12 protein-coding genes are annotated in these 12,404 nt (G+C 51.3%); 11 read left to right on the top strand and 1 reads right to left on the bottom strand.

Going from position 1 to position 12,404, the window contains the following annotated elements:
- The first annotated feature begins 2 nt into the window (after positions 1 to 2).
- The 11 genes from EKM84_RS00775 to EKM84_RS00725 all read left to right on the top strand — a co-directional run bounded on the left by EKM84_RS00775 (position 3) and on the right by EKM84_RS00725 (position 11,439).
- Positions 3 to 224 (top strand): YozE family protein, encoded by a 222-nt coding sequence (locus EKM84_RS00775; protein WP_125762653.1) that lies wholly within the window; start codon positions 3 to 5, stop codon positions 222 to 224.
- A gap of 296 nt (positions 225 to 520) precedes the next feature.
- The gene (locus EKM84_RS14095; RefSeq protein ID WP_164511263.1) at positions 521 to 736 is read left to right on the top strand and encodes a hypothetical protein; all 216 of its coding nucleotides are present in this window, start codon (positions 521 to 523) and stop codon (positions 734 to 736) included.
- Positions 720 to 1,409, top strand: a complete 690-nt coding sequence (locus EKM84_RS00765; protein WP_125762651.1) for a GNAT family N-acetyltransferase — start codon at positions 720 to 722, stop codon at positions 1,407 to 1,409. The genes EKM84_RS14095 and EKM84_RS00765 overlap by 17 nt, the downstream gene beginning before the upstream one ends.
- Before the next feature lie 518 nt (positions 1,410 to 1,927).
- Complete coding sequence (gene ylqF / locus EKM84_RS00760; protein WP_125762649.1) at positions 1,928 to 2,791, top strand: ribosome biogenesis GTPase YlqF; 864 nt, start codon at positions 1,928 to 1,930, stop codon at positions 2,789 to 2,791.
- Positions 2,784 to 3,569 (top strand): ribonuclease HII, encoded by a 786-nt coding sequence (locus tag EKM84_RS00755; protein ID WP_125762646.1) that lies wholly within the window; start codon positions 2,784 to 2,786, stop codon positions 3,567 to 3,569. The genes ylqF and EKM84_RS00755 overlap by 8 nt, the downstream gene beginning before the upstream one ends.
- Positions 3,570 to 3,598: 29 nt before the next feature.
- A complete protein-coding gene (gene dprA / locus EKM84_RS00750) occupies positions 3,599 to 4,492 on the top strand; it encodes a DNA-processing protein DprA (protein WP_125762644.1) in 894 nt (297 codons plus the stop codon).
- 133 nt (positions 4,493 to 4,625) lie between these two features.
- Positions 4,626 to 6,737, top strand: coding sequence for a type I DNA topoisomerase (gene topA / locus EKM84_RS00745; protein ID WP_125762642.1), 2,112 nt, complete (start codon positions 4,626 to 4,628; stop codon positions 6,735 to 6,737).
- 740 nt (positions 6,738 to 7,477) lie between these two features.
- Complete coding sequence (gene xerC, locus EKM84_RS00740; RefSeq protein WP_125762640.1) at positions 7,478 to 8,410, top strand: tyrosine recombinase XerC; 933 nt, start codon at positions 7,478 to 7,480, stop codon at positions 8,408 to 8,410.
- A gap of 19 nt (positions 8,411 to 8,429) precedes the next feature.
- Positions 8,430 to 8,972 (top strand): HslVU peptidase proteolytic subunit, encoded by a 543-nt coding sequence (gene hslV, locus EKM84_RS00735; RefSeq protein ID WP_125762638.1) that lies wholly within the window; start codon positions 8,430 to 8,432, stop codon positions 8,970 to 8,972.
- A gap of 18 nt (positions 8,973 to 8,990) precedes the next feature.
- Complete coding sequence (gene hslU / locus EKM84_RS00730; protein WP_125762636.1) at positions 8,991 to 10,403, top strand: ATP-dependent protease ATPase subunit HslU; 1,413 nt, start codon at positions 8,991 to 8,993, stop codon at positions 10,401 to 10,403.
- A 160-nt stretch (positions 10,404 to 10,563) separates the two neighbouring features.
- Complete coding sequence (locus EKM84_RS00725; protein WP_125762634.1) at positions 10,564 to 11,439, top strand: aldose 1-epimerase family protein; 876 nt, start codon at positions 10,564 to 10,566, stop codon at positions 11,437 to 11,439.
- Between the two features lie 69 nt (positions 11,440 to 11,508).
- Here EKM84_RS00725 and plsY read toward each other — a convergent pair whose 3' ends face one another.
- Positions 11,509 to 12,135 (bottom strand): glycerol-3-phosphate 1-O-acyltransferase PlsY, encoded by a 627-nt coding sequence (plsY, locus tag EKM84_RS00720; protein WP_125762632.1) that lies wholly within the window; start codon positions 12,133 to 12,135, stop codon positions 11,509 to 11,511.
- Positions 12,136 to 12,404: the final 269 nt, after the last annotated feature.

Below are 12,404 nucleotides of genomic sequence, written 5' to 3'. Positions count from 1 at the left end.
CTATGCCCAAAACGTTTTATCAATTTCTAATGACCCAACGTAATCCAGAGAGCTACGATCCCGTGGCCAGCTTTGCCAACAATGCCTTTCTGGATAGCTCGTTTCCCAAGCAGGAGACGGAATTTGATCCCTTGTCCAAGTATTTAGAAGAAAACGCCCCGTACCTGCCATCCATGACCATTTTTGATGATGCTTGGCAGCTGTACCTGGCGGCATTAGCTTAATCGGTTTGTCAGGAAGCCCGTTGTTGCGGGCTTTTTTGTGACACTTTTTTGCATAAAAAACATCTTATACTAAATATTGTCACAAGCTGATGTCAATAATTCAATTCTAAATTAGTATGGAAGGTCATCATCACTATGGCTTGACTAGCAGCAGAGACCTTTTATTGTAAACTGCTCAAAAGGGGGCCTGTAGCCAGCCCATTCAGCTTGAAAACCACCTATATCTATCGTATACTAACCTAGATACTAGGAGTGATACTCCTGACTTAATTTAAGAGAAGAAGGTGAGTGGTTTTATGAGTAGTTTAATAACGCGAGAAATTATTATGACAGATACTGAACATGACGCCATCACCAACCCAAACACCCCTCAAAATATTGCTGCTGCCGATAAAGCTAAACAAACTTTTTCTAATATCTCAGCTGGTGTAAATTTGAATCTTATTAAACCACGATCAAAAAAATTAAGTTTACGAGCGAGATTAGAGATCTTAAATGGAACTACACGGTAGAAGCTTTGAGATTGACAACTTACAATTGGTTAAGCAAGATGGTATCTCACGAGAGATGTGTGTCAAATTTGATTGTACCCCGGCCAGCGATAATGGTTGTCAGCTAGATCCCGGTACAATTTATAAATTGGGCATGCAGTATGAGCACCTAAACGGTCAATTGTTAGCCGCATATGAGGATAACAGTAATGATGCCGCGACGTATGTCATGTACAATGATACTGATGTTATTGGCTACTATACAATTCAAATGAGTAGTACTAAAGTGGCTAAGGGTTATCGCAAGGAACACAATTTGGTTGGGAATAGTACTAACACAGGATTCTCATGTGTAGATGTTCCCTTTGTGGCGGTGAATCGTAAGTATCAGAATAAGAAATATGGCAGGGTGCTTTTCTTACAACTGCTGCTAAATGTCTATTGGCAATTGGTACCGTTAGTTGGGGCAACTCTAATAACATTAGATGCCTTACATCCAGCAATTGGTTTCTATACGAAGTTTGGATTTATTAAATATTCGCCTACGCAGGAATCGAAAATTTTAACACCATTGGCCTTAGATACAAAACAATTGGCTAAGCAACTAAACATTAATTCAGATTCTGAATCCGAGGATGATGCTAAGTTACGTAAAATGTTGGAAGACTCATTATTATTCGATATCGAGGGATAGTAAAAGTAACTTTATCAAAGTTAAAGTGTGGATAAAAAAGACACGTCAAATGGATGTGTCTTTTAGTTTACTATTGGCACCGCTTTGCTTGGTCCGCGAATTAAATGATGTTAAAAAATTAATTTTGAAGTACCCCCCTCGAATTGGAGCAAATCCAATTCGAGGGCTTTTTAGGTAGGACCGATTAATTAGTTAGACACATCCCCAAGAATTATCGTGAACATATCCCCAGTCCCACACTCTGCCTACAAATTTCCTTATCTAAAAAATGGGTCATTTCATTATTTTATTTATCGTAAGTCACTTCCTTATCTAAAATTGAGCAGAAAAATGGTAAGATGGGGTAGCTGGTCAAAATTGGCATTCTTTTAGTGACAGATAATTCACCACGTTCTTTGCTAATAAATAATTAGTCATAGTGCTCACTAGTCAAGCATTGCCGTATGTTTTAAAGCACTTAACTCGATAATTTAATCATTAAAATCAACTACGCTTCACTAACAAAAGGAGAAAATACAATGACAGTAATACAATGGTTCCCCGGCCATATGGCGAAGGCCATTCGGCAAATGGAAGAAAATATTCACCTGGTCGACATCGTTTTCGAACTGGTCGACGCCCGGATTCCCGCCGCATCCCGGAACCCTGAAGTTGTCCGGATTGCCAAGGACAAGCCACACCTGATCATCATGACCAAAAAAGACCTGGCTGACCCCCAACAAACCGCGGCCTGGTTAAATTACTACCGTGCCCAGAAACAACCGGCCATCGCCATCGATTCCCGGGCCAACGTGACCCCTAAACAGATCACCAAGATTGCCGCCAGTATCTTGGCCGACAAGCTCGCTGCCGAAAAGGAAAAGGGCCTGAAGGAACGGCCAATGCGGGCTATGACCGTTGGGGTGCCTAACGTGGGGAAGTCCACGCTGCTCAACCACTTGGTGCAACGCAAGGCCGCCCAAGTTGGCGATACCCCCGGCGTCACCAAGGGCCAACAGTGGTTGCGTTCCAGCAAGCACCTGGAATTGCTCGACACCCCGGGGATTCTGTGGCCTAAATTTAAGGACCAGGAGACCGCCCAGAAGTTAGCATTGACCGGCGCCATCAAGGACAAGCTCTACGCCAGTGATGACGTGGCGCTCTTTGCCTTGAACTTCTTCCGTCAATACCACGAAAAGGCCTTACTTGACCGTTACCACTTGGCCGCCAGTGACCTGGAACTTAGCGATGTGGATTTACTGCTCAAGATTACGCAAAAAATTGGTATGCGCGACGACTACGACCGGGCCAGTGAACGGCTGATCCTCGACGCCCGTCGGAAAAAGATCGGCGGCTTCACGCTTGACCGCGCTCCACAAGCTGGTGACACTAACAATGACTAAGCAACCCAGTCTGGCCAGCCTCAAGGCCGAGCTGGCTGATGTGACGACACCCGACGACACCCGCTTAGCGTCATTAGCGGCCGATTCGCGGAAAGGGGCCCAGTTACTCCTGAAACAGATTCAACGCCGGCTAGCGAAGGCTGAGGCCGCAGAACAGGCCTTTCAACACCGCTTACACTACGAGCGGCCGTTCTGGGAACGGGGTGAACTGGTCGCCGGTATCGATGAGGTCGGTCGGGGGCCTTTAGCCGGACCAGTCGTCACCAGCGCCGTCATCTTGCCCCAGGACTTTGATATTCCGCTGGTCAACGATTCCAAACAACTGACCCCCAAGGAACGCGAGCGCCTGTACCCCCTGATTTTGGCGCAGGCTGAAGCCGTTAGTATTGGTGTCGGCAGTCCCCAATTGATTGACCAAATCAACATTTATCAGGCCACGCGGGTCGCCATGCAACGGGCCGTGCTCGGCCTCGGCCGGGTACCCCAACAGCTAATCGTGGACGCCATGCAGATTCCAGTGGCCGTTCCGCAGACACGACTGATCAAGGGGGACGCCAAGAGTGCCAGTGTGGCCGCGGCCAGTATCGTGGCCAAGGTCTACCGGGACCATTTGATGGCGACCTACGATGATTTGTACCCGGGCTACGGGTTTGCCAAAAATGCCGGCTATGGCACGGCGGAACACTTGGCTGGCTTGGATGAACGCGGGGTCACCCCGATTCATCGAAAAACTTTTTCGCCCGTACAAAAAATAATTGCGAACCAATCACGGAGTTAACCCTAAAGGGGAAAAGGAGGTTGCTAACCATGCAACTGACACTTCGTGATTTTTTCATGCGCTTACCATTGATTTCGGGCATCGGCCTCAAAACGACAACGACCTGCTGGCGGTGGGTCGAGGCCCAGCCGGAACTGACGACCATGACCGCCGCCACCGTGACCCAACTTTGCCGTGAAATGGCGATACCGGCGGCCAAGGCCGAGCAGCTCCAGCGCCAACTCTTTTCACCGGCGATTGCTGCGCAGGTGACCACCAATCTGACCCATACTGGCTGTTTGACGATTGTGGACGCCGCGTACCCGGACCAACTCCGTGAGACCTTTGCACCACCGGTCGCGCTCTACTTTTTGGGCGACGTGCGTCTACTGCAAGCCCCACAACTGGCGGTCGTCGGCTCACGGCATCCCAGTCCGTACGCCTTAGCGGCCATGCGATTGTTACTGCCCAACGTGGTCCAACACCACATCTGCCTCGTGTCGGGGTTGGCGCAGGGCGTGGACACGTTGGCTCATCAAGCCGCCTTGGCGTACCGGGGCCACACCATTGCCGTGATTGGCACCGGGCTCGATCACTGTTACCCGGCGACCAACCGGGCCTTGATGACGGAGTTGATTCGCAGTCAACTGATTTTCTCCGAGTACCCGTGGGGGACCCCCGGAGCCCGACACCATTTTCCAGAACGTAACCGAATTATTGCCGGGCTGACGCGTAGCACATTGGTGGTCGAGGCGGCCCATCATTCAGGGAGTCTGATCACCGCCAATATCGCCCTGCAAGAAAATCGTAATGTTTTGGCAATTCCGGGGGCACTTGACAACCCAAACTCGGTTGGTACCAACGAGTTGATCCTCGCCGGCGCCAAACCAATCTTGAAACCTGAACATATAATAGAAGAAGTTTTAGTTGACAACCTGCCCTAAGTTGAAATAAGATGTGTGGGATTATAGTGAAAAATTTAGCGAACTTTTTGTTCGTCGTAAAAACAAGTCGATAGGAACCGGCAAGCCCGCTAGCTAGGGCCCGGTTGCCTATCAAACGAGGGAGTAATGTGCTTTGCCGACTACATCAAAAGCAAAATCAACGACAAAAAAGCGGCGCAAACCGCAAAAAAAATTAGTCATCGTTGAATCACCTGCGAAGGCTAAGACCATTGAGAAGTATTTAGGCCGGACGTTTAAGGTCATGCCTAGTCTAGGACACGTGCGCGATCTACCGAAAAGTTCGATGGGGGTCGATACTGAAAATAACTACGATCCGCACTACATTTCCATTCGTGGTAAGGGTGACGTCATCAAGGGCTTACGCGCCGAGGCCAAGAAGGCCAAAGCCGTTTACCTTGCATCTGACCCTGACCGTGAAGGGGAATCCATTGCCTGGCATTTAGCCCACGTCCTGAACTTAGACGTGACCGATAAGAACCGGGTCACCTTTAACGAAATCACCAAGGACGCCGTTAAAGAGGCGTTCAAGACACCACGGACCATCGACATGAACCTGGTCGACGCCCAACAAGCTCGCCGGATCTTGGACCGGTTGGTGGGGTATTCCATCTCGCCACTGCTCTGGAAAAAGGTCAAGAAGGGCCTGAGTGCCGGTCGGGTGCAATCCATTGCGCTGTCCCTGATTATCGAACGGGAAAAGGAAATCAAAGCCTTCATCCCCGAAGAGTACTGGACCATCGACGCCGACTTCAAGAAGGCGCGCCACACGTTTGGCGCCAGCTTCTATGGCCTGAACGGCAAGAAGGCTAGCTTGAAGGACAACACCGCCGTGCAAGAAGTCTTAGGCAAGCTCGACAAAACGGGTAAATTTGACATCACCAACGTGGTTCGGAAGGAACGGAAACGCTCACCCCAACCACCATTTACCACCAGCTCCATGCAACAGGATGCCAACCGGAAACTGAATTTCAGAACCCGGAAGACCATGATGGCCGCCCAACAGCTGTACGAAGGAATCAACCTGGGTAAGGAAGGGACGCAGGGGCTCATTACCTATATGCGGACCGACTCCACGCGGATTTCCAGTATTGCTAAGCACGAGGCCTCAACCTTTATTCACGAAAAATACGGGGCCGAATACGCCGCCACCAAGCCCATCAAGGGTAAGCTGCCTGAAGGGGCCCAAGACGCCCATGAAGCCATCCGGCCAACCTCTGTGTTCCGGACGCCAGCTAGCCTGAAGGAACGCCTCAACAAGGACCAATTCCGGCTGTACCAATTGATCTGGAACCGCTTCGTGGCCAGTCAAATGACCAACGCCCTCATGGATACCATGGCCGTGACGCTCGAACAAAACGGCGTGACGTTCCGTTCCAATGGGTCCAAGATGAAGTTCGAAGGGTTCTTAAAGATTTACAAGGATAACAAGGAAAAGGATAACCTCCTGCCCGAGCTCAGCATTGGTGACCAAGTCAACTTGGCCAAGACGGATCCAGCCCAACACTTTACCCAGCCGCCTGCACGTTATTCCGAAGCCAACCTGATCAAGGCGCTGGAAGAAAACGGTGTGGGTCGGCCATCGACCTATGCGCCAACGTTGGACACGATTCAACGCCGGTACTACGTCAAATTGGTCGGTCGGCGGTTTGAACCCACTGAACTGGGTGAAATCGTTGATGGCATCATCAATGAATACTTCCCAGACGTGGTCAACGTCGACTTTACCGCCAATTTGGAACACGAATTGGATGGGATCGAAGAGGGTCAACAGGACTGGGTCAAGGTCATTGATACCTTCTACAAGCCATTCTCGACCGAGGTGGCCCACGCGGAAGACGCCATCGAAAAGATTCAGATCCGTGACGAACCCGCGGGCTTTGACTGTGACATCTGTGGCGCCCCAATGGTCATCAAGATGGGCCGCTACGGCAAATTCTACGCTTGCTCGCGCTTCCCAGATTGCCGCAACACCAAGCCAATCGTTAAGGAAATCGGCGTGACCTGTCCCGTTTGTCATAAGGGTGAGGTTATCGAGCGCAAGTCCAAGAAGAACCGGATTTTCTACGGTTGTTCGCGCTACCCCGACTGTGACTTTGTCTCATGGGACAAGCCAGTCGGCCGCGATTGCCCGAAGGATGGTCACTACTTGGTTGCCAAGAAGATTCGTGGCGGCGTGCAAATCGTCTGCCCCAACGGCGACTACGAAGAAGCCCCACAAAAATAAATTTGCTTGGTCACTACCGCCTGTAGATGCTAAACATTCCGCCTGTGGGGCCCACCCGAAGCCAAAGAGCGGTCTTCGGGTTCGGCTTAGAGCCCGAAAATGCATCGGTCTCTAAGTCCGGCCGTGGCGTAAGACCGGAAAACCGCCGGCCTAACGCCACCTTCACAGGTCTACATGTTTAGCCTCTTCCGGCTATCGTGACGGCTAAATTGATTTTGTGTGACTCATCGTAAGTGTTTAAACTTTAAACTAAAATACAGGCTTGTTAGATACCGCCACCATAGTTGTGGAGGTATCTAGCAAGCCTGTTTGCGTTAAACCAATTTATATTTGAACATCAGCAGCACCGTATTGGATACGCCGAAAGCATTCAACTAAAACCACAATCTGTGGTCTGAACCAGTGTTAGCCGCAGGGAGGGTGAAAATGAGCTCAGCCGTGGGAGTTACCTTAGCGGGTTCCCCGCTTAGGTAACTGCTATCTTTGAGACGTGGTCTTCGGCTCAAAGTAAGCCTGGAGACCGCTTCTCAGGCTCCAGGCGGCGCCCACAGCGTTCCGGCTCAGTTTTCACCCTCCCGGAGGCGAGTGGCCTGGTTCACCCCACAGCAGGTGGAATTCCTGAAATCCGGCGGCGGTCAAACACTCAACCAAACTAGTCTGCACCGAAAAGCCTGATGAGTTAGTTGTGTTTTTTCGGTGCGTTTGCTAGCATTGAGAACAGGTAGCAGGGAGGTGTTCACGTGGACCAGGCCATCACAGCGTTCTTAACGTATTTACAGGGTGAGCGGCAATACTCACCGGAAACGGTCAAAGCTTACCGCGAAGACCTTGAGGAGTTCACCCAATTTCTCGCAGACAACGGGGGGACCAAGGCGTGGACGGCAATTGACCAGCTAGACGTCGAGGTTTATCTGAGTGATCTGTACGACCGGCACTATGCCCGGACGACGATTGCCCGGAAGCTCTCCACGTTGCGGTCACTGTACAACTTCTTGATGAGTAACGGGCAGGCCAAGGATGATCCCTTTGCCTACGTCCAGCTCAAGCACCACCAGAATCATTTACCCCGGTTCTTCTACGAACGGGAAATGACCGCGTTGTTTGCGGCCGCGGGAGCCAATCCGAACGAACAGCTGGCGACTCGTGATTCGGCGTTGCTAGAAGTCCTGTACGGGACCGGCATCCGGGTCAGCGAGTGTGTGAACCTAACTCTTCCAGATATTGATTTTGACAACCGGATCATGTTGATTCATGGGAAGGGCAACAAGGAACGCTACGTCCCGTTTGGCCACTACGCCAGTGACGCCCTGCAGCAGTATTTTACCGCCGCGCGGACGCCCATCATGGCGCAGCACCAGGAGACGCACGCGTTTGTCTTTATCAATCACCGGGGCCAGCAGTTGACTACTGCCGGGGTGACGTACCTGCTGAACCAGATTATCAAACGCAGTACGTTGACCACGGAGATTCATCCCCACATGTTGCGGCACACGTTTGCCACACACCTGTTAAATCGAGGGGCCGACTTGCGGTCGGTTCAAGAATTATTGGGCCATAGCAGTCTCTCGACCACCCAAATCTATACCCACGTGACCCGCGAGCATCTACAACGCGATTATCGCCAGTTTTTCCCGCGAGCCACCGAAGATAAATCTAAAGAAACCAAGCCATGATAAGGAGATCGATTAAACTATGCCAGTAAAATTTGAAGCCACGACCATCTGTGCCGTTCGGCATAATGGCCACAACGCCATGGCCGGTGACGGGCAAGTCACCATGGGCGAAAAAGTTATCATGAAGGGGACCGCCCACAAGATTCGCCGGATCTACAACAACCAAGTCGTCGTTGGGTTCGCCGGTAGTGTGGCGGACGCCTTCAATTTGGAAGAAAAGTTCGAAGCCCAACTGACCGAATACAGCGGGAACCTCCAACGGGCAGCCGTTGAACTCGCTAAGCAATGGCGTTCCGACCAGGCTTTACAAAAACTGGAAGCCTTACTGATCGTCATGGATAAGGACGAAATGTTATTAGTTTCCGGTTCCGGTGAAGTCATCGCGCCTGATGACGACATCCTAGCCATCGGTTCAGGTGGCAACTTTGCCTTAGCCGCAGCCACGGCCTTACACCACCACAACCAGGAAATGAGCGCCAAGGAAATCGCCGAAAGTGCCATCCACATTGCTGGGGGCATCGATATCTTTACCAACGATCACGTTATTTCAGAAGAACTTTAATTGAACGGAGGAACCAAAGTGGACGCCATTAATAAAACGCCTAAAGAAGTTGTCGGCCTATTAGATCAATACGTTATCGGTCAGGACGACGCCAAGAAAGCCATTGCGATTGCCTTGCGTAACCGTTACCGGCGCATGCAGTTAGATGCTGCCATGCAAGAAGAAATTTCACCTAAGAACATGTTGATGATTGGACCGACCGGGGTCGGGAAAACTGAAATTGCCCGCCGGTTAGCTAAAATCGTCCACGCTCCCTTTACCAAGGTCGAAGCCAGCAAGTTTACGGAAGTCGGCTATGTCGGGCGTGACGTGGAATCCATGGTCCGCGACCTGGTTGAAGTGTCCGTGACGATGGAAAAGCAAGACCAATTTAAGAACGTGCGTAGCGATGCCATTCAGGCCGCCAATAAGCGCCTGGTCAAGCTGTTAGCCCCCGCTAAGAAAAAAGAAAATAAAAATAACAACGACTTCGCTAACATGATGAACATGTTTAGCCAAATGCAAAACGGCCAAACGCCAACGGCACCTAGCGACACGGAAGAGGTCACCGACGACGTGCGCAACGAACGGCTCTCCATTGCTGATCAACTGAACAAGGGCCTGTTAGAAGACCATATGGTTGAAATCGAAATGGACGATCCGCAGCAAGCTAGCGCGACCGACAACAACATGATGGGCCAAATGGGTATCGACCTGAGCGACACCTTGGGCTCAATCATGCCTAAGAAGCGCATCAAGCGGACGGTCACCGTCGCCGAAGCACGGGAGATCTTGGTCGCCGAAGAATCCGAGAAATTGGTCAACAACGCTGACATCAACCACGATGCCATCAAGCGGGCCGAAAACACCGGGATCATCTTCCTCGATGAAATTGATAAGATTGCCAAGGGCAGTAGCCAAAACAGCGGCGACGTTTCCCGTGAAGGGGTCCAACGCGATATCTTACCAATCGTCGAAGGGACCCAGGTCAAGACCAAGTACGGTACGATTGACACCGACCACATTCTCTTCATCGCGGCCGGCGCCTTCGCGGAATCCAAGCCCAGCGATTTGATTGCTGAACTGCAAGGTCGTTTCCCAATCCGGGTCGAATTAAACGACCTGAGTAAGGCCGACTTTGTGCGGATCCTGACTGAACCGAATAACGCGTTGATCAAGCAATACATCGCCTTGATTGGGACCGACAACGTCAAGGTCACGTTCACCATGGAAGCCATCGAACGCATCGCTGAACTGGCCTTCGAGCTGAACCACGAGAACCAAAACATTGGTGCTCGGCGGTTACAGACCGTTCTGGAAAAGCTCCTGGAAGACCTGCTCTACGAGGGACCAGACATGGGCTCAGGCGATGTGACCATCACCGAGAACTACGTCAACGATAAGATTGGGGACATCGTGCAAAACAAGGACCTGTCCCGTTACATTCTCTAATCAAGCAAAGGCTCAGACGGTTGTCTGGGTCTTTTTGTGTTCACCAAGACTGATGGATCAGGGCGAAAGCGTTTCCCAAAAAGTGAAAATTGGACTAGACAACTAGGCCAATTTGGTCCATGATTAAAGGAAAGACAAGTTAGTTGGAGGTTGTGTGACAATGCTTACACTAAAAAATGATTTCTTAACAGTTAAAATCAACCCGTTCGGGGCCGAACTGACCAGCGTGCAGGACAACGAGAGTCACCTGGAGTACATGTGGCAGGCGGATAAGACCTACTGGGGTCGTCACGCGCCCATCTTATTCCCCATCGTTGGGCGCCTGCAGGACAATCAGTACCGGCTTGACGGCAAGACCTATCACATGACGCAGCACGGCTTTGCCCGCGACCGCGAGTTCACCGTGGTCGAACAGGCTGAGGACCACGTGGTTTTGCGGCTGACGGCCGACGACCAGACCAAGGAACTGTTTCCTTCAGACTTTAGCCTGACCGTGCAGTACACGCTGGTGGCGCACCAGTTAAGCTTTGCGGCGACCGTGGATAATCCCGCCGATACACCATTAACGTTCTCCCTGGGAGCGCATCCCGGCTTTAACGTGCCGCTAGGCGACCCTACGGCCGATTTCACGGACTACCAGGTCACGGTCTCACCCAAGCAGGTGTACCAACGGGTGCCATTGGTTGGGCCTTACAGCGATACCCAGCACAGCGTTCCCATGGATTTGACGAAACCCATGGCGTTGGATCACGACCTCTTCGACCATGACGCCAAGGTCTTAACGCTTAACAACCAAGAGACGACGCTGATGTTAAGCAGTCACGTCAACGACCACGGGGTTGCCTTGACCTTAGCCGCGCCTTACGTGGGCATCTGGTCGCCGTACCCTAAGCAGGCCCCATTCGTCTGCTTCGAGCCTTGGTGGGGCTTAGCCGACGACGTACAAGCCACCGGTGATTTAGAGACCAAGGTCGCCATTCACCACCTGGCTGCTCACGCCAGTTTCCAAGCAGCTTATCAGATTACTTACTTTTAAACGAAAAGACGGGCTCCCAACGACGATTGTCGGTGAGAGCCCGTTAACTATTTCTAAATAAGTGCTAAATTACTTGTCGGCTTGCCGCTTATGATACCCGTGACCAAAGGGAACCAGGGATTCCGTCCCGGCCTTGATGCGCTTGATATTCGTCCGGTGCCGGTAAAACACAAAAATCGTTAAGACCAGGGCAATCCCCGTCAGATACCAATCCTGAATCGCTAACGAGATCAGCGTGATCAGGCTAAAGGCAATCATGCTGGCCAAGCTGACCATGCTGGTCCAGTAGATCAGACTGACCCACAAGCCCGCCGCAATCACGAACATGATGGGGTTATACGCCAGTAACATCCCCGCTGAGGTCGCGACGGCCTTGCCACCCTTGAAACGGTCGAAGATAGAAACCGTGTGCCCCAGCACGGCAAATAACCCAAATAGCAAAGGCGTGGCCGTGCCCAAGAAGGTCGTGACGTGGAACAGGGTGGGGAGTAGCGTGGCCACTGAGCCCTTCGCAATGTCTAACACCATGACCGCGGTGCCGGCGTACGGCCCGAGGACCCGGTACGTGTTGGTCGTGCCAATGTTTCCGGAACCCGACTGCCGAATATCCGTCTGGAAAAAGGCCTTGCCGACCCAGACCCCGTTGGGAATGGCCCCCAGCAGGTAGGCCACGATGAGTAAACCAATTAATTTCACAAGTTATTCCTCCGCTCTTTCTTGCAACGGGAGCCGCCATAGCTGGGACTCGCCGCAGATAAGCTGGACTATATTTTAGCATGTTTTCACGAGAACGCCAATTATCTCGAGAAGTCTAGCCAGATTTTGGCTTCCTGTGGTATGATTATGAAGTTACTGGATACCTACCCGTGGGCGTTTGACCAGTTTATTTGAACATACGTTCGTATTAGAGTAAAATGTAGGTATGCCATTTTTTAGACAAAAGTAAAAGTAAAGGGGATTTACGC

It is taken from the genome of Levilactobacillus mulengensis (assembly GCF_003946045.1).
Taxonomy (GTDB): Bacteria; Bacillota; Bacilli; order Lactobacillales; family Lactobacillaceae; genus Levilactobacillus; species Levilactobacillus mulengensis.
The sequence above is the reverse complement of the archived record's forward strand: the minus strand, read 5'-3'. Positions and strand labels throughout refer to the sequence as shown.

Bases quoted from the DNA above. Each gene is read 5' to 3' on its own strand.
- EKM84_RS14095 (WP_164511263.1), top strand. From the start codon at position 521: ATGAGTAGTTTAATAACGCGAGAAATTATTATGACAGATACTGAACAT.
- EKM84_RS00725 (WP_125762634.1), top strand. From the start codon at position 10,564: ATGCTTACACTAAAAAATGATTTCTTAACAGTTAAAATCAACCCGTTC.
- hslV (WP_125762638.1), top strand. From the start codon at position 8,430: ATGCCAGTAAAATTTGAAGCCACGACCATCTGTGCCGTTCGGCATAAT.
- EKM84_RS00775 (WP_125762653.1), top strand. From the start codon at position 3: ATGCCCAAAACGTTTTATCAATTTCTAATGACCCAACGTAATCCAGAG.
- dprA (WP_125762644.1), top strand. From the start codon at position 3,599: ATGCAACTGACACTTCGTGATTTTTTCATGCGCTTACCATTGATTTCG.
- EKM84_RS00765 (WP_125762651.1), top strand. From the start codon at position 720: ATGGAACTACACGGTAGAAGCTTTGAGATTGACAACTTACAATTGGTT.
- EKM84_RS00755 (WP_125762646.1), top strand. From the start codon at position 2,784: ATGACTAAGCAACCCAGTCTGGCCAGCCTCAAGGCCGAGCTGGCTGAT.
- ylqF (WP_125762649.1), top strand. From the start codon at position 1,928: ATGACAGTAATACAATGGTTCCCCGGCCATATGGCGAAGGCCATTCGG.